Consider the following 21,099-nt stretch of genomic DNA (forward strand, 5'->3'; position numbering starts at 1 on the left):
GCGGGAGCACGATGTGAGCGGCTTGCCGGCCTATGCCGAACTGCACTGCCTGTCCAACTTCTCTTTCCTGCGCGGCGCCTCGCGGCCCGAGGAGCTGGTCGAGCGTGCGCTCGCGCTCGGCTACAGCGCGCTGGCGATCACCGACGAGTGCTCGCTGGCGGGTGTGGTGCGCGCCCATGTCGAGGCACAGAAGGCCGGCCTCAAGCTGCTCATCGGCAGCGAGTTCGCGGTCGAGGCCAGCGCGCCTTTCAGGCTGGTCGCGCTGGCGCGCGACCGCGAGGGCTACGGCAACCTGAGCGCCTTCATCACGCGGCTGCGGCGCGCCTCGCCCAAGGGCAGCTACCGGCTGCGCTTCGAGGACATCCGCCCGGCCGAGCTGGACGGCTGCGTGCTGCTGTGGATCCCCGGTCGCGATGCCCCCTTTGCCGAGCTGTTCAGCCAGGCGCGCTGGGTGCAGCGGCATTTCAAGCAGCGCGCCTGGGCCGCGGTGGAGCTGCTGCACGCGATCGACGACCAGGCCTGGCTGCAGAAGCTGCGCGACCTGCAGCGCATGACCGGGCTGCCGCTCATCGCCTCGGGCGACGTGCACATGCACGTGCGCTCGCGCAAGCCGCTGCAGGACGTGCTGACCTCGACGCGGCTGGGCCGGCCGCTGGCCGAGTGCGGCGAGGCCTTGCAGCCCAATGCCGAGCGCCACCTGCGTTCGCGCCTGCGTCTGGCCAATCTCTACCCGCCCGACCTGCTGGCCGCGACGCTCGAGGCGGCCGCGCTGTGCAGCTTCTCGCTCGACGAGCTGAAGTACGAGTACCCCGAGGAGGTGGTGCCCGCGGGCAGCTCGCCGGCGGCCTGCCTGCGCCAGCTGGCCTACGAGGGGGCAGGGCGGCGTTTTCCGCAGGGCCTGCCGCACGCGGTGCAGCAGCAGATCGAGCACGAGCTGGCGCTGATCGGCGAGCTGGGCTACGAGAAGTACTTCCTGACGGTCTACGACATCGTGCGTTTCGCGCGCAGCCGCCACATCCTGTGCCAGGGGCGCGGCTCGGCCGCCAACTCGGCGGTCTGCTACTGCCTCGGCATCACCGAGGTCGACCCGGCGCGCACCTCGGTGCTGTTCGAGCGTTTCATCAGCAAGGAGCGCAACGAGCCGCCCGACATCGACGTGGACTTCGAGCACCAGCGCCGCGAGGAGGTGATGCAGTACCTCTACGAGAAATACGGCCGCGAGCGCGCCGCGCTGACCGCCACCGTGATCTGCTACCGCCCGCGCAGCGCGATCCGCGACGTCGGCAAGGCGCTCGGCTTCGATGCGGAGACGGTGGACCGTGTCGCCAAGAGCCACCAGTGGTGGGACGGACGCCAGACGGTGCCCGACCGCCTGGCCGAGGCCGGCCTGGACCCCGGGGACTTGCGGGCGCGCCAGTGGCTGTCGCTGACCCTGGAGCTGCTGGGTTTTCCGCGCCATCTGAGCCAGCACACCGGGGGGTTCGTGATCTCGCGCGGGCCGGTCAGCCGCATGGTGCCGATCGAGAACGCCGCGATGGCCGAGCGCACCGTGATCCAGTGGGACAAGGACGACCTCGACGCGCTGGGCCTGATGAAGGTCGACGTGCTGGCGCTGGGCATGCTCAGCGTGCTGCGCCGCGCGCTGGAGTTCATCGGCCGGCGCCGCGGCCACGACTTCCAGCTGCAGGACATCCCCGACGGCTGCCAGGCGACCTTCGACATGATCTGCAAGGCCGACACCGTGGGCGTGTTCCAGATCGAAAGCCGCGCCCAGCAGGCCATGCTGCCGCGGCTGCAGCCGCGTTGCTTCTACGACCTGGTGGTCGAGGTCGCGATCGTGCGGCCCGGCCCCATCCAGGGCGGCATGGTGCATCCCTATCTGCGGCGGCGCCAGGGCAAGGAGCCGGTCCACTACCCGAGCGAGGCGCTCAAGGTGGCGCTGGAGCGCACCCTGGGCGTGCCCATCTTCCAGGAGCAGGTGATGCAGGTGGCGATGCTGGCTGCCGGCTTCAGCGCCGGCGAGGCCGACCAGCTGCGCCGCGCGATGGCGGCCTGGCGGCGCAAGGGCGGGCTGGAGAAGTTCTACGACCGCATCGTCCTGGGCATGACCGAGCGCGGCTACGACGCCGAGTTCGCCGAGGCCATCTTTCAGCAGATCCAGGGTTTCGGCGAATACGGCTTTCCCGAGAGCCATGCGGCCAGCTTCGCGCTGCTGGTCTACGCCAGCTGCTGGATCAAGTGCCATGAGCCGGCGGCCTTCCTGGCGGCCCTGCTCAACTCGCAGCCGATGGGCTTTTATTCACCCAGCCAGCTGGTGCAGGACGCGCGACGTCACGGCGTGGAGGTGCGGCCGGTGGACGTCCTGTACAGCGAAGCCGGGGCGACGCTGGAGGACCTGCCGCACACGCCGGCGGTGCGGCTGGGCCTGGCGATGGTGGGCGGGCTGCAGGCGATGGCGGTCGAGCGTATCGTGCAGGCGCGCCGGCAGCGCCTGTTCGACAGCGCCGACGATCTGGCGCGGCGCGCCCGCCTGTCGCTGGCCGAGATGAAGCTGCTGGCCGCGGCCGATGCCTTGCGTGGCCTCGCGGGCCACCGGCGCCAGCAAGTCTGGGACGCGGCCGCGCTGCAGGCGGCGCCCGAGCTGCTGCAGGACGCGCCCATCGACGAAGCGGCGCTGGAGCTGCCGGCCGCGCCCGAGGGCGAGGAGATCGTGTTCGACCATGCCTCGCTGGGCCTGACGCTGAGGCGCCATCCACTGGCCTTGCTGCGGCCGCTGCTGGCCGAGCGGCGCATGCTGTCCTCGGGACAGCTGGGTGCCTTGCCGAACGGCCGGCTGGCGCGTGCCTGCGGCATCGTCACCTTGAGGCAGCAGCCCGACACCGCGCAGGGCACGATCTTCGTCTCGCTGGAGGACGAGGAGGGCGCCATCAACGTGATCGTCTGGCGCCGCGTGCGCGATGCCTTCCGGCAGGCCTTGCTGCAGTCGCGCCTGCTGGCGGTCTACGGCGTCTGGCAGCGCGAGGGCGAGGTGAAACACCTGGTGGCCCACCGGCTGGAAGACTGGACGCCGCTGCTGGGGCGGCTGGACACCGAGAGCCGGGATTTCCGTTGAGCGTGGCGGCGGTGTCGATTCGCTGACTCGCTGCCTGACGCTGAACGAGACGTTTCACTTCAGGGTGAAATCCCCCCTCAGGTGGGGGAAAGACCGGCTCCCTGCGGTTGAGCGTCGTTAAACTCGGCGGTCCAACAAGGGTGCCGCGCTCCAGCGCCGCGCGCCTGCCAACCGCCGAGGGAGTCCATGTTCAAGTTCATTCTGACCGGGGCCTGCCTTGGAGCGGCCCGCCGTTGTCGTGCTGGCGGCCTCACCCGCTGACCGGGGCCCGCATGTCCATCCTTTCCTCTTTGCCGGCCGCCATCCAGGCCCTGTTGAGCGGCTACACCCAAACCGACCGCCTGCTGAGGCTGTCCACCCTGCTGGGCGACAACGTCCTGCTGGCCGAGCGCGTGACGGCGACCGAGAGCATCGGCCCGAGCGGCCCCGATTGCGGCTTCAAGCTCGACATCACCGCCCTCAGCGCCGACGCCCACCTGGAACTCAAGCAGCTGATCGGCCGGCCCGTGCTGCTGGAGCTGCTGACCCAGGCCAGCCGCAGTCAGCTGCGGCCCTTCCACGGCCATGTCACGGCGGTCTCGCTGCTGGGCGCCGATGGCGGGCTGGCGCGCTACCGCCTGATCGTCGAGCCCTGGCTGGCCTTTGCGGCCTACCGGCAGGACAGCCGCACCTTCCAGGGCAGGACGGTGATGGAGATCGTCGAGGCCGTGTTCGCCGGCTACCAGGGACACGGTACGCTGGTGCCCGCTTGGCGCTGGGAGCTGGCCGACCGACAAGCGTATCCGCAGCGCTCGTTGTGCACCCAATATTGCGAAACCGACTGGGCCTTCCTTCAGCGGCTTCTGCGGGAAGAGGGCCTGTTTTTCTGGTGGGAGCACCAAGGCGACGCCCGGGGTGCGACCTTGGGTCAACACACCCTGATCATCGCCGACCACAACGCGGCCTTCAAGCCGAACCCCCAGCCGCGCGTGCGCTACACCCAGCCCGGCGCGGTGATGAAGGAAGACAGCCTGCGCCAGTGGCACAGCGAGCAACGCGTGACCACCCAGGCCGTGAGCTTGGTCAGCTGGGACTACCGCAGCACCCAGCTGCGCCCGGTCAGCGCCGCCGCGCTGCATACCGCGGGCGGTATCGCCAGCGAGTGCCAGGACGTGCCGGGCGTCTACGCCTACGAAACCAGCGCCCAGGGCGAGCGGCTGGTGCAGCGCCAGCAGGAAGCGCTGGACGCCCGCGGGCAGATTTTCTTTGGTGAGGGCAGCGTGCGGACCTTCGCGCCCTGTAGCGTGGTCACCGTCCTGGACCACCCCAACCATCAGGGCGGCGAACAAGACCGTTTTGTGTTGTTGCGGACCGAACACCGGGCACGCAACAACGTGTCGGCCGACCAGCGGGCCGCGATCGACCGCCTGCTGGGCACGGTGCTCGACGCCGGACAAAAGTCCGTCCCGGCCAACGCCAGCGAGGAGCCGCTGTACAGCGTGAAGGTGGTGGCACTGCCGGTAGCTGTGCCGGTGCGAGCACCGGCGCTGGACCTCGTGTTTGATCCGCAGGCCGGGCTGAACAGCATCGTGCAACACCCGCGGCCCACAGTGAATGGCACGCAGACGGCCCTGGTGGTGGGCCTGGACGCGCCCATCCACACCGACCGCGACCACCGCATCAAGGTGCAGTTCCACTGGCAGCGTGGCGCCAACGGCAGCCACCGGCTGGGTGCGACCGGCGCCGACAACGCGCCGGCCAACGACGCCAGCGGGACCTGGGTGCGGGTGAGCACGATGGTGGCCGGCACCAACTGGGGCAGCGTTTTTACTCCACGCCTGGGGCAGGAAGTGCTCGTGGCCTTCCTCGACGGGGACATCGACCGGCCCGTGGTGATCGGCAGCCTCTACAGCGGGGTGGGCCAGGACAACGCGCAGGGCAACCAGATCGGCGGTGGCGCGGCGAACGCTACGGGCAATGCACCGGCCTGGTTCCCCGGTTCGGAAGCGGCCGGGCCCCACCAGGGGCACCAGCACGGGGCCGTGATGGCCGGGTTCAAGACCCAGGAGCTGTCGGCCAGCCAGAGCGGGGCCGGCGGCTACAACCAGCTGGTGTTCGACGACAGCCCCGGACAAGGCCGGGTGCAGTTGGCGAGCACGCAGCACCGTACGCAGCTGAATCTGGGGCATCTGCTGAACCAGAACGACAACCAGCGCTTGCATCCCAGGGGGCATGGTGCGGAGCTGGTGACCGAAGCCAGCGGGGCGGTGCGCGCGGGCAGCGGGCTGTTGATCAGCGCCGACGCACGGGCGGCCGGCTCGACCGGCACTACATCACAACTGGACACCCGCGAGGCCGAGGGCCAGCTGCGGCAAAGCGCCGAGCTGACCACCACGTTGATCGACACGGCACAGAAGCACAAGGCCCAGCTGAAGGATGAAGCGGCGCCGCAGGACCTGCCGGTAGCGCAGGCGCAGAAGACGCTGCAGGAGAGCCTGCAGGCCACCGACCAGCGCGGCAGCGCCGGCAGCAGCCCGGACCGGGAGATCGGCGGCGGCGGGGGGACGGTCGAGGCCTGGGGCCGGCCGGATCTGGTGACCTCGGCGCCGGCCGGCATCGGCCTGTTCAGCCCGGCTCATACGGTGATGAGCGCAGGCAATACGGCGAGCTGGGTGGCGGGGCAGGACATCACGCACACCGCGCAGCGGCATTACAGCCTGGCGGTGCAGGGCGGCATCGGCTGGTTCACCTACGGCAAGGCCAGCCGTGCGAGCAAGCCCAACCAGGAGACCGGCATCAAGCTGCATGCGGCCAGCGGCAAGGTGAGTTCGCAAAGCCAGCATGCGGCCACGAAGCTGACCGCGGACAAGGCCGTGGAGGTGAGCAGCACGCACGCGGCGATCCAGATGGGGGCGCCGAAGCACATCCTCCTGACGGCCGGCGGCTCCGCGATCCGCATCGAGGGCGGCAATATCACGCTCACCACGCCGGGGGCCGCGCGGTTCAAGGCGAGCATGAAAGAGTTGACTGGGCCGGCGGGGGCCGGCAGCGATCTCGTCTTGCCGGACCTCGGCAAGCTCGCGGAATGCCCGAGCGCCCTTGGCGCGGCAGGTGCCGGTGGTGCCAGTGCGATCTGAGCGCTTGCAGATGCAGCAGCCAGAGTCGCGAGAATCGCAGCGTTTCGACCCCCGCGCAGCGATCGCTGAGGCGCAGCTGAAGGACTTGCACATGTCCTTCGACCCGATGACACCCATCTTCGTGTTGATCGACCCCTTGCTCGGCGAGCCGCTGCCGAGTGCGGGTGAACACAACACGACGACGGACTGGCAACGGGAGCGAGAAAAACTCTGGAGCCGCCCGATCGCTGCGGTCGAACTGGCTCGCCATGTGAAGCTGGCCCCCGGGTTGCATCCCTACCTGGTTGAGCTTCAGGGGCCGGACGATCCTTGGCTTGCAACCACCCTCGAGCTGGCCCAGGCAGAGCGCGACCAGGTACTCTCCGGTGGGCTGGACGGCGAAGGCGCGGCAGCACATCGCATAGGAGCTTGGCTGCAAAGCGCGTTGCAGATCGACCGCCTGGCGGCTCAACTGTCGCCTCTCATGCGTGTGAACACCGAAGCGCCAACACGTGCGACTTATCTTCGTTTGGCCGACCGGCGGGTCATGGCGTTGTTGAGACACGTCGTTGGCGACGCGAAGGTCGCCGCCCAGTTCGGTCGCCTGCATAGCTGGGCCTATCTCGATCTGCAGGGCCGTCTGATCGTCCTGCGCAGTGCAGGAGAAGAGACGCAGTCGCTGCGTCTGAGCAGCTCGGAATGGGCGGTGATGAACGAAGGTGAGGCCATCGCACGAACCTTGGCGCAGTGGCTCGGTGAGGTGGCCCGCCGAGCGCAAGGCGGGGCCCAAGAACCGGCCGCCGAAGTTGCCCGTCTTTCTGCGGCCGAGCTGTACGGATCCGCAAGACAGGCATTGGCGCAGGCCGAGGCTGCGGCGAGACGCTGGCCGCACCGCTTCAATCGCCTTCAGGATCGGACGGTTTGGGCCGCGCTGAGCTTGCTGTACCCAGAAAGACTTCAGACGGCCGCCATCGTGGACTTGATGCAGCAAACCGGCAGTGCGGAGGATCCACCGGAGCCGGTGCGCTACCTCCATACAGCGATCACCCAGTGGGCTGACCACCAAGCGGTTCACCCAGAGGCCGGCGATGTCGGAACCTGAACCGTTGAAATACCGAGGGAGAACAAGATGACTGCCACAGCTGCCCAAGGGTGCGACACCTGCAACAAGAGCTCCCTGTCGCTCCTGCTGCTACGTCCGAGTCCGATCGCGTTGCGTGACAAGCTGGCGCCTGTCGGCTCGTCGGCCGTCGAAAGCGACGAGGCCGTCATGAGCGGTCTTCTCCCGCAACGCTTGCCCACGGAGTCGCGTTTTGTTCTGCGCCTGCTGCGGGCGGGGTATGTCCATGTCTACATCCCGGCGCCTCCGCCGGGCGTGAAGAACTGGCTGGTGTTTCGCGTGACATCGGATGCAGATCTGGTGCCGGAGGGGAATGCCTATTTCGGAGCGCCCGACACGTCCATCGCGTGCAAGCGAACCGACAAGCACAACGTCATGGGGATGAAGCTGCTCAACATCCCTCAGGCACACCGGATCAGCGATCTCTGGATTGCCTACAGCGCCAACCTTTGGAACGACACGCTGCGGCATCGGAACAAAGCCAATCCTCGGGCCATGCAGCAGGTGTCTCTCGGGGGCGGCTCGAACAACACATTCCAGCCGACGGTGTCCCAGCTTCGCAGCAAGGTTCTTGAGGCGGCGCTGACCAGAAGCAGCATCGGCGTGGACTATCGCTTCATCAGCGTGGCGGATCGGGTCGAGAATCTGGCTGAACAGCTGACGCGAGCCGCTGCGTGTCATCCGAAGACGAAAGGCAAGGAGCTGGCCCTCGTGCTGCGCGACCCCGCCGCCATTGCGACCGAACTCAACACTCTCAGATTGCGGCGACACGAGCTGGCAGGTCTCGAGGTGAAGAAGCCGGAATACGAGCATGAGCTCAAAAGCTCCGAAGCGCTCATGACGCTCAAGGAAGTCATCCTGGACGGCAACCTTGTGCAGGCGCAAGAACGGAGGGCCAAAGAAGAGCCCATCGTAAGCAAACAGAAGTTTGACGCCATGCCCAAGTTCGACCCTTACTCGAACACCGACGTGCCGCGACGCTGGGAGCCATTGGAAGACACCAAGGAGAACCGCGAAAAGTACGGCGTCGGCATGGGCCGTGTCGTCTCCCCCGGGCGCGAAAAGCAGTTGCGGGAGGAGGCCGAGGAGGCCGCCAGGGTCACCTGGGCAAAAATGGAGAAGGACTACTACGACGAGTCGGCGCGCGTCGAATGGCTGGCCTCCTTCGAGAAGATGATGAAGGACAAGCACTATGACCCCGTGGCCAGGTATGAAGCGGATTGGTGGAGTGCTCGGCAGGATAGCGAATTCTGCAATTACTTCGCCCTGCACTTCGACGAGAACGATCCGAACGAGCCCAAGCAACGTCACTCTCCCGGCGCCGTCTATGCGGCCGAGGTCAGCCGGGCACTGACACCAGCGCCCTTTTGCGATGGGATGCCGCTGACGGGCTATTTGGACGAATTGAGCCGATCGCCAACGCAGCCCGATGCTTTGATGTGGCGAGCCTTGGTGTGCAATCAAGCGGCTGTGCTGCCACAGCTGGCCGCCGTGGCCGACACCGATCTGTCGGTGGCAAGCGCATTTGTGAAGCCCAAGGAGGAGCTCCACAAGAAGGTGGGTCAGGAACAGGACCTCGTTGCGTATTTGAAAGAGGACCGCTACGACAAAGTCTTTGATTTGGGTAAGGGCCTCATTACCCTGTCTGCAGAAGCAAAAAATCCGAACGCAATCCAGAAAGCAATCGTTAAGTACAGCTGGCTGAGCAGGGGCCTGGGTGATATCGTCGGGGCTTTCGGCTTGCCGATTGCCAACAGTTTTGTGGCGGCAGCAGCGCTCCTTGCCACGGTGCGCGGTGTGCAGGCCAGCCCTGCCACGCAAGCTTTGATCCAGCGGGCCTTCAATCGGGCATTGAGCAGCCAGCTCGGGCAGCGTATGGTTGACCAGGCGTTGAAGACCCTGATGGCCGGCACTCGCCTCAACGTTCCTGTGCTCATCAGTGTGGAATATCCGGTTCACATGGCTGACCACCGGCTCGCCCAAATGCGCGGTGGATTTTCCAGACAGCAGGTGGAGAACGCCCGGTCATCAGGAAATACCGTCACCGTGCATTTGTTGATCGACAGCGAGGATCTGGCGAAATACGCGGGGGATGTGGACGACGCCATTGTCCAAGGTGCGGGCAAGGTGACCTTGCCGGCGAATGCTCCCGGTGTTCTGCTTCAACCCCCACCCGGCAGCGGACGCCTGCCGGTCAGCCTCAGCAGAACGCAGTTTGAGCGTGCCTGGCATCGGCGGAACGAGCTCCTTAAACTCGCACGTGCGGCGGCGAGCAACGCACTGGTGATTGACGGGCAGCGCATGGCGAGCACCGTCGACGGCCGACTCGCGCTAGGCACGGTGGCGATTGCCGCTGCCGGTTTTGGCAAAAGCGTCTGCAGCTTATCGAATGTGAAGCCCGGCGAAGAAAGAGACTGGCTGGGGTTCATGGATGCGTCAGCGGGATTGATTGCCGCTGGTTTTGAACTGGTCGGTTTTGCGATGACAAAGCGCCTTGAAGCGGCTGGAGGAATAGCTGCGGACAGCTCAAAGCTGGCTGGGATGCGAGCCATAGGCAGCTTCCTTGGCGCGGTGGGTGGTGTGCTAGGAGGTATAAGCGCAATGAAGAAGGCCGATAAAGCCAAGCAGGCGGGCCAGAGCGACGTGATGCGCTTGTATGTCGGATCAGCGGTTATGTTTTATGGGACTGCGGTTACGGGGACAATGTCGGTGGCGGGGGCTGTTGCAGAAACTCTGTTGAAAGCTCAAGCACGCGGTGCTCTAAGCAACTTCTTTGTGAGGCGGATAGGGCAACAAGCGCTCCAAGGTATTGCAACTCGTGTGGGAGTTGGCGGTGTACTCGCCCTCGCTGGGGTTTCCATTCCGGGCTTGGGATGGATTTTGCTTGGCGTCGGTATTGGGTTCGAAGTGTTCGCAGTGATGCGAACCCCGACTCCTCTGCAAGTGTGGGTGAGCCGTACCCGCTTCGGGAAAAGCCGTGGCACTGACAGCGAGAGCAAAAAATTCGATGACTGGAAAGCGGAGCACCAGGCGCTGAAGAAGCTGTTCGAACCGGAGGAAAAAACGTGCTGACCAATGCGCTGGTTTTGTTCCTTCGCCTTGCTGGGCTGTAAATATGGACGACTTGAAACGCAACAAGAACGGCGGCTGGGTTGACCGAACCAGAGGCTGTGATGAGTAAAGTTGATTCGGAGCCGGGAAGTCAGAGGCCGATCCCACAAAACCGTGGACTTGCCACGAGTGTCAAGCAATATCGCAAGGAAGAACGCCTCCACCAGCAACCCTTGGCCATGGAATGGATCAAGGCCACGTATGCTGATGCTATTGAGTATGTAGGCGCGGCCAAAGATGTGCGAGGGTTGGGGATAACGTTTGGTGTATTTGCCGCAGCAGTAGGCGGCGTGATAGCGGATTCAGGCATTTGGGCTCTGCATGTTCAAGATTGGTTCGTTGTTGCATGCGGGATCCTCCTCACACTGGGAGGCTTGGCCTTTGGCTCGTACATGCTTCTTTGGATGATGCGCTGGGAACTATTCCGCCCCAACGACGAGCCAACGATTTTCGACCGCAAGCGACGCAAGGTGTACCGCATCTCGCGCGAAGCAAAATCGGGCTTCAAAGGATTGCTTCAGCGTTGGCCGCTGCAGGTGCTGGAGTACGACTGGGACCTCGTGGAGGCGGAGCACCGTGCGACGCTGGTGACCACGGGCTCGACGGCGTACCGCCAGCATGAGTTGTGGTTTCTCGTGAAGCAGAGCGCCACGGATTCGACCGTGATTGACACCTTTCGCATAGGCAACGTGATGGCCATGAGCGATGGGATCACGGACGGGGTATGGGAACACATTCGTCGATTCATGGAAGAAGGTGGTCCTCATCTCCCCGGTCCCGATGAACCGCTGGCGGACCGAACGGTGCCGCAGAGCTGGTGGGAGAGCATGGGCGCCATAGGCCTCCCGTTCGGCCCCAAGTACCTGCATTGGTGGAAAACCAGCCCCATGATCACCTTGATGCACCACCTGGTGCTTCCGCTGACGCTGCCCATGTCGCTGCTCTGGGGCACGGGTAACTGGCTGAGCTACAAGACGCAGGTCCCTGTGACTTGGCCCGATGAGGTGCTCGCGGCCCTCGGACCGGTGCAGCGAGGGATGTCGGAGAACCGGTAACGACAGAACAGAAACAGGATCCGAAGGACCTGTCCGCAATGGGCGTGTTCACCTTTCAGCGCTGAACATGCAGTGGAGCCAAGCCGGAGTGGGTTCGACAGGAAGCCTTCATGCCACTCGGAAGCCCTTTCTCCTCGGTACATGACGCGAGAACTCGACCGGCACCCCGAATCGCGGAAAGAGCGACTGCTGAGGCGGATGCGGCAGATCACCCGCGCGGCGGACACAAGTGGGGACATGAAAGACCGTGCAGCTTGACGAGCGACGGCCCGCGGCGCGCGGGGCAGGGCGGCTTCAACCCCTCATCGACAAGGCCCCGCGGTTCATCGCCGCCTCTCGGAAGATGCGCTCGTCCATGGTCTTCAGGTCGCTCGCCACGTCCACCGGCGCCGCGCACTGCGCCAGCACCTCGCGTTCGAGATCGATGCCCGGCGCCACCTCGGTCAGGGTCAGTCGCCCGTCACGCAGTACAAACACCGCGCGCTCGGTCACGTAGAGCACCTCGCGCCCCAGGCCGCTGACATAGGGGCCGTTGAAGCTCAAGTGCCCGACCCGCGGCACCACCTTCTTCACGCGGCCTTCGCTGACGATACGCAGCCGGCCGTCTACAGCCCGCACCTCCAGCCCGCCGGCCGTCAGGCTGCCCATCAGCACGACCCGCCGCGCGGTCTGGGTGATGTTGATGAAACCGCCCACGCCGGCGATCTTGTCGCCGAATCGGCTGACGTTGACATTGCCCTCGGGGTCCAGCTCGGCCATGCCGAGGAAGGCGATGTCGATGCCGCCGCCGTCGTAGAAGTCGAACATCGCCGCGTGGTCGATGATGGCCTCGGGATTGGCGCTGGCGCCGAAGCTCAGCAGCTGGGCCGGCGTGCCGCCGATGGGGCCGGCCTCGACGGTGAGCGTGAAGTCGCGGTGGCCTTCCTCGCGGGCGATGTGGCCGATGCCCGCCGGCATGCCGACCCCCAGGTTGACGACCGGGCCGTGCAGCTTCTGCAGCTCCAGGAAGGCCCGCCGCTGCACGATCTTGCGGGCGTCCAGCGGCGCCGGTGCACAGGCGTGCTCGGGCTCCCGCAGCTCGCCGTTGTAGGTCGGGTTGTAGGCCTCGCCGAAGGTCATCCAGTGGTCGTCCGGGTCCTCGGTCAGCACCACGTGGTCGACCAGGATGCCCGGCACGCGCACGAGGTTGGGGTTCAGCGAGCCGGCGCGTGCCAGGCGCTTGACCTGGGCGATGACGATGCCGCCCGAGTTGTGTGCCGCCTGCGCAATGGCCAGCAGGTCTTGATGGAAGGGTTCGTGCTCGGTGCTGAGATTGCCGTGCTCGTCGGCCGTGGTGGCGCGGATCAGCGCGCAGTGCACCGGCAGGCTGGGGTAGAAGAGCTGCTCCTCGCCGGCCAGTTCGATCAGCTGCACCAGCGGTTCGGTGGTGCGCGGCGTGAGCCGGCCACCGTCGTGGCGCGGATCGACGAAGGTGTGCAGGCCGATGCGGGTGATGACGCCGGGCTTGTGTCCCGCGATGGCGCGGTAGAGGTGCGAGATGACGCCCTGCGGCCAGTTGTAGGCCTCGATCTCGTTGCGCGCGACCAGCGCGCCGAGCTTGGGCGCCGAGATCCAGTGCCCGCCGATGACACGCCGGAGCAGCCCGGCATGGCCGAAGTGGTTGACGCCGCGGTGCGCCCGGTCACCCTGGCCGGCCGCGTACAGCAGGGTCAGCCCGCGCGGGGCCCCCTCGGCCAGGAAGCGGCGCTCCAGCGCCGAGGTCACGGCCTCGGCATGGCCGGCCCCGACGAAGCCGGCGGTGACGACGGTCCAGCCGTCCTCGATCAGCGAGGCGGCTTGTGCAGCGGTGAGGATCTTCATGTCTGTGCAGCGGGGCAGGCTCTCGCACCGGGTGCTTCCGAAGTGCGACTCGGCTGCGCCGAAGTATGGCCGCTCGGCAGGCCTGGCGGGCGGCCGGGGCGGCAAGTCGATACTGCGCTGCGGAACCGCCGAGACTACGCCGACTGGCCGGCCAGCCTGAACGCCTGCACGCTTCTGAGGAGCTGTTGCGCCTGCTCCTGCAGCGATGTGGCGGCGGCGGCCGACTCTTCCACCAGCGCCGCGTTCTGCTGCGTCATGCCGTCGAGGCGGGTGACCGCTTGGTGAACCTCGCCGACGCCCTGTGCCTGATGGCTGGCGGCCTCTCGGATGCCTTCGATGATGCCGGCCACACGCGTGACCGATTCGACGATCGCCTGCATCGTGGTGCCGGCGTTTTCGACCAGGCGGGTCCCCGACTCCACCTTGCTGACGCTGTCGCCGATCAGAGCCTTGATCTCGCGCGCCGCCTCGGCCGATCGCGCGGCCAGCCCGCGCACCTCGGCGGCGACCACGGCGAAGCCGCGGCCTTGCTCGCCGGCGCGCGCTGCCTCGACCGCCGCGTTGAGCGCCAGCAGGTTGGTCTGGAACGCAATCGCGTCGATGACGGCCACGATATTGCCCATCGTCTGCGAGCTGGCGTGGATCTCGCCCATCGTGGCCACCACGTCACGGACTGCGCTGCCGCCTTGCGTGGCCACGCCGGTCGCCGAGCTGGCCACGCTGGCCGCATCCCGGGCGGAGGTTTCGGTTTGCTGCAGCAGGCCGTTGAGCTGCGACATCGATGCGGCCGTTTGCTGAAGGTCGGCCGAGGCTTGCTCGGTGCGATGCGACAGGTCGTGGTTGCCGCTGGAGATCTGGGCCGCCGCCGTCGCCATCGCGTCGGCGGACCGCCGTACCGACCCCACCATGCTGTTCAGGTTGACGGTCATCTGCTGCATGGCCCGGATGAGGCGGGCGATCTCGTCGCGCCCGCGCGGCACCATGTCTTGCGCAATGTCGCCGTCGGCGATGCCTTCCGCCACGCGCACGGCCTTGTCGATGCCGCGCACGATATTGCGCGAGACCATGCGTCCAATGAACCAGCTCAGCAGCGAGGCCGCGAGGACCCAGCTGCCCAGGACCCACAGATCGCGCGACAGCGCGGCGTGGACGTCGTCCAAGTACAGGCCGGAGCCGACCATCCAGCCCCACGGCTCGAAGCCCTTGACATAGGAGATCTTCTCGACCGGAGCCTGAGAACCGGGCTTGGGCCACAGATAGTCCACGAAGCCTGCCTTGTGAGCCTTCACTTCATCGACCATGACCAGGAAGAGGGCCTTGCCGTTGGGATCCTTGTTCGTGCTCAGGTCCTTGCCCTCGAGTTCCGGCTTGATCGGGTGCATCAGCATGCGCGGCTGCATGTCGTTGATCCAGAAGTACTCCTCCTGGCCGTAGCGCATGCCGCGCAGCGTCTGCAGGGCAAGCTGCTGCGCCTGCACCCGCGTCAGGGTGCCGCCGAGCTCCTGCTGATGGGCATGAAGCAGGGCACCATAGGCCGTCTCCACAGTCTGTTTGACGAGCTGGCGCCTGTCGTCGAGTCCCCGCTGGTAGTTGTTCAGCAACACGACGGCCGAGACGGCGATCAAGGCCAGGATGCCGATGGCGGAAAGAAGCCGCAGCTTGGCGACGATGGACAACTGATGCAGGGTGCGGGCAAGTGGCATGGGGTGACAAGAATCAGCCGGGACCAGGGATTTCGGACGAGCCGAGTACGGAATTCGCTTGGTTATCGGCAACTTCCGGCGCAACTTGATGCCGATTCTTCGCCAAGCCAAGGCATCTCGAGCAGCAGCTGCGCGCGGTCGTCTCGCTTTCGACCGAGCCGGTCATCTCGGTCGGTATGCGGGCGTGGGGCGGGGCGGCGCGAGACGCGGGAGCACCCTTGCATGCGGGGCCGCCTTGTTGTTCCGGCGCGAAAGCCCGCCGCCGGCCCTGCTCCAGCTGCGAAAAAAAGCGACACTCGCAGCCTCTTGCTCAGGCCTGAATGCACCGTCTCGATGACCCTCTTCAAAGCATCTTCCGTCGCGCTCTTTCTCTCGATCTGTTTGTTCGGTTCCCCGGCCGGCCATGCCCAGAACGATCCGGTGCTTCCGGCCGACGAGCCGGTGGGCGGGCTTTCACAAGCCGAATGGTCGCGCGCCTGGTGGCAGTGGGCCGGCTCCTTCGAGCGCAGCGAGAGTCCGGTCGCCGATACCACCGGCGAGCTGTGCGACCGCAAGCAGAGCGGCGCGGTCTGGTTCCTCGCCGGTACGTACGGGACTCGGCGGACCGTCAGGACCTGCAGGGTGCCACGCGGCACGTACTTGTTTTTCCCCTTGATCAACTATGTGGTCATGCCGAGGACGGACCGGCCGACCAGCTGCATGGCGGTTATGAGCTCGGCCGCTTCGATGACGAACGATGTCGCGGCGCTGGTTCTGGACATCGACGGCGTCCGGGTGCAGAACCTGGTCCGTCATCGCCAGGCGACGCCGCAGTGTTTCGATATGGGCGCTCGCGCAGAGCCCAGGATCCGCGTCTTTCCTTCTGCGGCGAACGGCTACTACGTGATGCTGCGCCCGCTGAGCCCGGGCAGGCACACCCTCAACTTCGGCGGAGCCCTGCCCAGCATGCTGCAGGCCGTGACCTACACGCTGCACGTCGAGTGAGGGGACCCGCGCGCAATGGCAGGGGCGCTTGAGCCGGTGAGCGAGACGTCTCGTCAAGACGAGGCACGAGGAGTCGTTCCGGTACCTGATGTTGCAGGCATTGGGAGCCGAAGCACGTTCTATAAACACGCGTGCGCGTCCACCCTGGATGTGTCGCGAAAGTACTTCATCTTTCTTGGGAATATCCGCCTGCTATTTCTGGGGGCTCGGAGTCGCCATCAGAGAAGTCGCGGTGAAACAGCCGAACAGCTCGGCGCAGAGTCTCGCGTGCGGTTCGCGTGCACCGCCGAGGCACTTCCTCAGCGACTGGATCACGTGTTCAAAGTCGATGCTCTCGGCGGTACCGTCTTGCGCCAATGCTTGCAATCCCTGGAGCAGCGCCACACGCGCGTGATGCGCCGACGGGTTGGCGTACTGGATTTCCGAATACACCTCCGGGGTTCCGGAGCTGATTCTCGCGAGCAACGCCATCATGAGCGAAAAAGGTGGGGGCGCCACCGCCTGCAGGTCCGCAATCGGCTCACCGAGCGATACGAGCGCGAGCCCGAACGACAGCACGGCGGCGTGGGTCAGCGACTGCGTCACCGACGCCAACCGGTCGTGTCGGGTCGCATCCATCTTCACGACGCTGGCGCCAGACTTCAAGAGGAGATCCAGGAAAGCGTCGGTCCGGTGTCCCGAACGGATGGGCACAGCGACGATAGCACGGCCCTTCACGCCCAGGTCCGGCGCGAACATCGGGTTGACGCCCAGCACCTCGACCTTGTCACCCGCGATCTCCAGCAGCTTGGCGACCTCAGTCTTCACCGAAGATGTTTCTACCAGCAAAGCGCCGGGCTGCATCGCATCAATCACCGTCAGCACAACCTTGAGCGTCACCGGCAACGGAAGCGCGAGCATGACGAGCTGCGATGTACCGATGAGAGTGCGCATCTCCGCGGACGGCGCGCGAATGTCTCCGGCCAGGATGGTTTCGCCGAGCGACGCCTGGAGCGGCGAACCCGGCCGCAGATCCACTCCGGAGGCCGTCACGCCAAAGCCACGGAGAGTCTTCAGGAAAAATTCGCCGATCGAGCCTGCCGCCCCAACGACCGCGCATTGCTTGATGTCGGTGCTCGTTCCCGTCATTGCGCAGCTCCAATCAGCACGCCCGCCTGGCCGGCGACCGCCGATACCATGACCCTCGACTTGATGAGCGTCTCCTCAAATTCGTCGACCGGGTTCGACAGCGCGACAATCGCGCCACCGATACCGATGCTAACCCGCGTCCCGGCAACCACGACGGTCCTGATCACGATGCAGAGATCGGCAGCACCGCTCAGTCCCATCCATCCCAGGGCGCCCGAGTAAACGCCGCGCGCGCCGCCTTCGAGGCGGTCGATGATTTCCATGGTGCGGATCTTCGGCGCCCCGGTCATGGAACCGCCGGGAAACGCGCTGCGGATGCAATCCACCGCGGTCTTGTCCCGACGTATCGTCCCTCTCACGGTGGACACCAACTGGTGGACCGGAGCGTAGGTCTCGACGTCGAACAGTACCGGGACATGCACCGACCCGATCTCGCACACCCGATTGAAATCGTTGCGCAGCAGGTCGACGATCATCAGGTTTTCCGCGCGATCCTTCTCGCTCGCCTCCAAATCGACCCGAAGGGCGTCGTCCTCTTGACGATCCTTGCCTCGGCGTCGGGTTCCTTTGATGGGTTTGGATTCGATGCGCCGGTCCGCTCCGATCGTGAGAAAACGCTCGGGCGATGCGCATAGCACGGAGGTGGAATCAAACTTCAAGATCGCGCTGTAAGGCACAGGACTCAGCTTTCGCAGTCGCTGATACGCATCAAGATGGTCGAACTGCAGATCAGCGGTGGCGGTGTTGGTGAGACAGACTTCGTACGATTCACCATCGCGGATGGCGTTCAGGCACTCTTGAATTCGCTCGAGGTAGGCTGTCCTGTCATGCCGGAGTTCAAACGAACAACGGGCGTGCATGTCCACAGGATCGATGGCGCTTGCCGGAGCAAAGGGAAAGTCCATCACCGCCGCCTGTTCGATCAAGGCTGACAGGCGGTCAGCGGTCGCATCGACCCACGCCTCGGCGACGTGGCGCGTGGATTCCTCGCTCAGACTGAGGACGTAGCAGGCCTCGTCGATGTGATCGAGCGCCACCATCCTATCGACGAACAGCAGCGAGGCGTCGGGAGCGTTCGAACGATGCGCGGCCTTGCCGCCCGTCTCAGCCTTGAGCTCGTAGCCGAGATAGCCGACATAACCGAGGTTGAAGTCAAACGGCAGTCCTTCCGGCACCGAAACCGCGCGCGTCCTGAGCTGTTCGTCGAGATAGTCGAAGAAGGGCTTGCTGATGACGTGCGTCTCTCCGCCCACGCTCGAAGTGACTTCACCACGGTTGACATCGTAGCGGACGCATTCCGACAGCGGACCACTGCCGTCTCCCATGAATGAAAATCGCGACAGCCCTTCCTTGACCAGGCTGCTATCGAGCCAGAAAGCATGCGGAGCATCGGCGAAGAGACCTCGATAGCAGTCGAGGGCTTCCGGCAAGCCGGCGATCTTGCGCACATGGATCTCATAGGACTCGCGCGCGGGTGCTGCGGGCACTTGCACGGTCACATCGCGGCCATTCGATTCGTCGGTGCCGGAGCGCCGCTTACAAAGGTCGCGAAAGTTCGCAAGAATTTTGCGCCCGAATTCCGAACAGATGGACTCCGGGTGAAATTGCACGCCCCAGATCGGCTTCGTGGCATGACGGACGCCCATGATGAGACCGTCTTCCGTCCAGGCAATGGATTCGAGACTGTCAGGCAAGGTCGTTGCCACCAGGGAGTGGTATCGGATTGCGGAAAACGGAGACGGAATGCCGGCGAAGAGGTTCTCGCCCCGGTGGTAAATCCTCGACGACCGCCCGTGCCTTGGTTCCGGCGCGTGCTCGACGACTCCGCCGAACTGATGGCAGATGCCCTGGTGTCCGAGGCAGATGCCGAGAATTGGCAGCATGCCTTCGTCGATCACTCTCGCGCAAATGCCGAAGTCCTCATTGCGTTTCGGGTGGCCGGGCCCCGGAGAAATGACAATGTTGTCGAAGTCTTCGAAGCGGATGGACTCGTAGTCTGCGTCATTGGTCATGACGGTTGGAGCGATGCCGTTGACCTCCCCCAGCAGCTGATAGAGGTTGTAGGTGAACGAGTCAAAATTGTCGATCAATAATGTTTTCATGATTGTGCGGAAATAGGTTTCGAGTAAAAACAGCCCGGCATCGGGAAGTGGCCGAGCTCGACGACGACAGGAACACCGTCGAAATCCAGCAGGTCCGCGGGGAAGAGGTTTCGCTCGAGGCCTTCCAGCGCACCGGCATGGCACGGCTCGACACGTGCTCGATCGGAGAGATCTCGTAATACACCAGCGTCCGCGCGCCCCGTTGGACGGCACGCCGAAGATCGACAGATCGACGGCCTTCTGCCCTCGTCAGCCATAACCCCTGTCCGCCTCGGTAGACGATCGGACGGATGCAGTACGTGCGCGGTGGCCCGAACGCAAGCAGTTGCGTAACGCCGTCCACGCCGTCCACGAACTGCTCGGTGGTTCATGGGAGCGGCTAGCGATCGACGCGGCCGCAGCCCGGCAATCCGGCAATGCGCCGTTATGCCAGCAATGTTTGCTCAAATCATCCAAGAGAATTTTCAAGGACCCATAATCCGGACCCGCAGTCGAATCGTCGTTGCAGCCGGCCCCTTTGGGTTTAGCCCTTCCCGATGATCAACGTCTCGAGCCTGCAGGTCTCTTCGATGATCAGGTCGTACAGGTTGCGCAGGAACTTGGAGTTCAGCCCGTGCTTGATCGCGAACTCCTCGGCACGCCGATGGACGAGCCCGATGCGGTGAGGCTGCATCATCGGCACGTCGTGTTCGCGTTTGTGGTGACCGATGCGACTGCAGCATTCGATGCGCCGACACAGCACCTCCAGGAACTCCTCGTCGATCCTGTCGAGTTCGGCGCGTAATTTCTCGAGAACTTCGTCTGTGGTGCTGTTCGTTGGCATTCCGGGCTCTTCCTCGTATGGAGGGCCTGCTGCGGCAGACCATTCATCTTTTTGATCGGTTCGCTTGGGTTTTTACTTCGACCTCTCAGCAAGGACGCTTTAATGTTAGAAGCGCGCTTCGCGTTTGCAATGAAATTTCTTGCAGCTGATCTTTGCGTCAGGCCGTCCTCTAATCGAGCGTATGGTCGACGAGAATTCCAAGGGCAAGCTTCCCCGTCAAATACTGACGGACTGCGCCCGCTGGGTCCGAGTGATGTACCAACTCGCTGTCGCGTTCGGGTTGCCAGGCATATAAGGGCTTGCTCCAGAGGGTTCAGCACGAAATCCGTTCGCATGATGAGCTGATATGCCAGCCCACGGTGTGCTTCGCGAACACGTCGATGACGAAGGCCAGGTAGACGCAGCCCTGCCAAGTCGAGACGTACGTGAAATCGGACGCCCACCGCTGATTGGCTGATTGGGCCGCTCGCCGCTCAACGGTGCAGCGGGCCACGGCAAGGCCCTCGCGGTGCATTTGGCGCCAGACCTTGTCGGCTCCGTAGACGCGCATGTTGATCTGCCACACCCGCTCGATGTGCGGCAAGAGCATCTCGTCACGTCGAGCACGTGCGCTCCTGCGCGACGCATCGCGCTGCTCGAACGTATGGCACCGATATCTCCGAAGGAGATCCCGAAGGAGCAAGCTACTGCACACTGCAGATCGACCGTCGTCACGCCTTCGCGTAGGCCCAAACCGACTTCCGCTCGCTTGACTCATTCCAGCAGCGTTTGCGGTGCGCAGCCGATCTTCGGCGCGATCGATTCAACCGCCGCCCACCGTGACCCGTACTCCCCGCGATGCTCCTGCACCACGCACCGCGCGCTCGCGCACCTCCGCTGAGAACTTGGTCGACTTGTTCACGGCTCCATCCTCTCAAAAGGTTGGAAGCTCCACCAAACCCGGGGCGATTCAGGCGGGAACTGCCCGGCTCGGCGGCTCGTCGGGAGGCTGAAGCGCGCTTGCTTT

12 protein-coding genes and 1 pseudogene are annotated in these 21,099 nt (G+C 65.0%); 7 read left to right on the forward strand and 6 right to left on the reverse strand.

Going from position 1 to position 21,099, the window contains the following annotated elements:
- Positions 1 to 13 precede the first annotated feature (13 nt).
- The 5 genes from OOT46_RS03920 to OOT46_RS03940 all read left to right on the forward strand — a co-directional run bounded on the left by OOT46_RS03920 (position 14) and on the right by OOT46_RS03940 (position 11,493).
- A complete protein-coding gene (locus OOT46_RS03920; RefSeq protein WP_265402274.1) occupies positions 14 to 3,112 on the forward strand; it encodes an error-prone DNA polymerase in 3,099 nt (1,032 codons plus the stop codon).
- Between the two features lie 272 nt (positions 3,113 to 3,384).
- The gene (locus OOT46_RS03925) at positions 3,385 to 6,228 is read left to right on the forward strand and encodes a type VI secretion system Vgr family protein (protein ID WP_265402275.1); all 2,844 of its coding nucleotides are present in this window, start codon (positions 3,385 to 3,387) and stop codon (positions 6,226 to 6,228) included.
- 91 nt (positions 6,229 to 6,319) lie between these two features.
- Complete coding sequence (locus tag OOT46_RS03930) at positions 6,320 to 7,309, forward strand: DUF4123 domain-containing protein (RefSeq protein WP_265402276.1); 990 nt, start codon at positions 6,320 to 6,322, stop codon at positions 7,307 to 7,309.
- Positions 7,310 to 7,336: 27 nt separating this feature from the next.
- Positions 7,337 to 10,399, forward strand: a complete 3,063-nt coding sequence (locus OOT46_RS03935) for a T6SS effector BTH_I2691 family protein (RefSeq protein WP_265402277.1) — start codon at positions 7,337 to 7,339, stop codon at positions 10,397 to 10,399.
- Between the two features lie 218 nt (positions 10,400 to 10,617).
- The gene (locus OOT46_RS03940; protein ID WP_265402278.1) at positions 10,618 to 11,493 is read left to right on the forward strand and encodes a DUF6708 domain-containing protein; all 876 of its coding nucleotides are present in this window, start codon (positions 10,618 to 10,620) and stop codon (positions 11,491 to 11,493) included.
- Between the two features lie 294 nt (positions 11,494 to 11,787).
- Here OOT46_RS03940 and OOT46_RS03945 read toward each other — a convergent pair whose 3' ends face one another.
- Together OOT46_RS03945 and OOT46_RS03950 are read right to left on the reverse strand one after the other, a co-directional pair.
- Entirely contained in the window at positions 11,788 to 13,353 is a 1,566-nt protein-coding gene (locus OOT46_RS03945; RefSeq protein ID WP_265402279.1) for an acyl CoA:acetate/3-ketoacid CoA transferase, read from the reverse strand.
- A gap of 134 nt (positions 13,354 to 13,487) precedes the next feature.
- On the reverse strand, positions 13,488 to 15,056 hold the full coding sequence (locus OOT46_RS03950; protein WP_265402280.1) for a methyl-accepting chemotaxis protein: 1,569 nt from the start codon (positions 15,054 to 15,056) through the stop codon (positions 13,488 to 13,490).
- A gap of 222 nt (positions 15,057 to 15,278) precedes the next feature.
- Here OOT46_RS03950 and OOT46_RS03955 point away from each other — a divergent pair, with 222 nt between their 5' ends.
- On the forward strand, positions 15,279 to 16,040 hold the full coding sequence (locus OOT46_RS03955; RefSeq protein ID WP_265402281.1) for a hypothetical protein: 762 nt from the start codon (positions 15,279 to 15,281) through the stop codon (positions 16,038 to 16,040).
- Positions 16,041 to 16,232: 192 nt separating this feature from the next.
- Here the strand turns inward: OOT46_RS03955 and OOT46_RS03960 are convergent, their stop codons facing one another.
- Both OOT46_RS03960 and pabB read right to left on the reverse strand, forming a co-directional pair.
- Positions 16,233 to 17,168, reverse strand: coding sequence for a prephenate dehydrogenase/arogenate dehydrogenase family protein (locus OOT46_RS03960; RefSeq protein ID WP_265402282.1), 936 nt, complete (start codon positions 17,166 to 17,168; stop codon positions 16,233 to 16,235).
- A complete protein-coding gene (gene pabB / locus OOT46_RS03965) occupies positions 17,165 to 19,270 on the reverse strand; it encodes an aminodeoxychorismate synthase component I (RefSeq protein ID WP_265402283.1) in 2,106 nt (701 codons plus the stop codon). The genes OOT46_RS03960 and pabB overlap by 4 nt, the downstream gene beginning before the upstream one ends.
- A gap of 47 nt (positions 19,271 to 19,317) precedes the next feature.
- On the opposite strand from pabB, the gene OOT46_RS03970 reads away from it, so the two are divergent.
- Complete coding sequence (locus OOT46_RS03970) at positions 19,318 to 19,449, forward strand: hypothetical protein (RefSeq protein WP_265402284.1); 132 nt, start codon at positions 19,318 to 19,320, stop codon at positions 19,447 to 19,449.
- Positions 19,450 to 19,793: 344 nt separating this feature from the next.
- On the opposite strand, the gene OOT46_RS03975 is transcribed toward OOT46_RS03970, so the two are convergent.
- Together OOT46_RS03975 and OOT46_RS03980 are read right to left on the reverse strand one after the other, a co-directional pair.
- Positions 19,794 to 20,093: a chorismate mutase family protein gene (locus OOT46_RS03975; RefSeq protein WP_265402285.1), complete on the reverse strand. Its 300-nt coding sequence runs from the start codon at positions 20,091 to 20,093 to the stop codon at positions 19,794 to 19,796.
- Between the two features lie 244 nt (positions 20,094 to 20,337).
- Positions 20,338 to 20,994 (reverse strand): annotated as a pseudogene (locus OOT46_RS03980) (DDE-type integrase/transposase/recombinase); the annotation flags it as partial.
- Positions 20,995 to 21,099 lie beyond the last annotated feature (105 nt).

Source organism: Aquabacterium sp. A7-Y (genome assembly GCF_026153205.1).
Taxonomy (GTDB): domain Bacteria; phylum Pseudomonadota; class Gammaproteobacteria; order Burkholderiales; family Burkholderiaceae_C; genus Caldimonas.

Bases quoted from the DNA above. Each gene is read 5' to 3' on its own strand.
- OOT46_RS03925 (WP_265402275.1), top strand. From the start codon at position 3,385: ATGTCCATCCTTTCCTCTTTGCCGGCCGCCATCCAGGCCCTGTTGAGC.
- OOT46_RS03930 (WP_265402276.1), top strand. From the start codon at position 6,320: ATGTCCTTCGACCCGATGACACCCATCTTCGTGTTGATCGACCCCTTG.
- OOT46_RS03935 (WP_265402277.1), top strand. From the start codon at position 7,337: ATGACTGCCACAGCTGCCCAAGGGTGCGACACCTGCAACAAGAGCTCC.
- OOT46_RS03940 (WP_265402278.1), top strand. From the start codon at position 10,618: ATGGAATGGATCAAGGCCACGTATGCTGATGCTATTGAGTATGTAGGC.
- OOT46_RS03945 (WP_265402279.1), bottom strand. From the start codon at position 13,353: ATGAAGATCCTCACCGCTGCACAAGCCGCCTCGCTGATCGAGGACGGC.
- OOT46_RS03950 (WP_265402280.1), bottom strand. From the start codon at position 15,056: ATGCCACTTGCCCGCACCCTGCATCAGTTGTCCATCGTCGCCAAGCTG.
- OOT46_RS03955 (WP_265402281.1), top strand. From the start codon at position 15,279: ATGCGGGGCCGCCTTGTTGTTCCGGCGCGAAAGCCCGCCGCCGGCCCT.
- OOT46_RS03960 (WP_265402282.1), bottom strand. From the start codon at position 17,168: ATGACGGGAACGAGCACCGACATCAAGCAATGCGCGGTCGTTGGGGCG.
- pabB (WP_265402283.1), bottom strand. From the start codon at position 19,270: ATGAAAACATTATTGATCGACAATTTTGACTCGTTCACCTACAACCTC.
- OOT46_RS03975 (WP_265402285.1), bottom strand. From the start codon at position 20,093: ATGCCAACGAACAGCACCACAGACGAAGTTCTCGAGAAATTACGCGCC.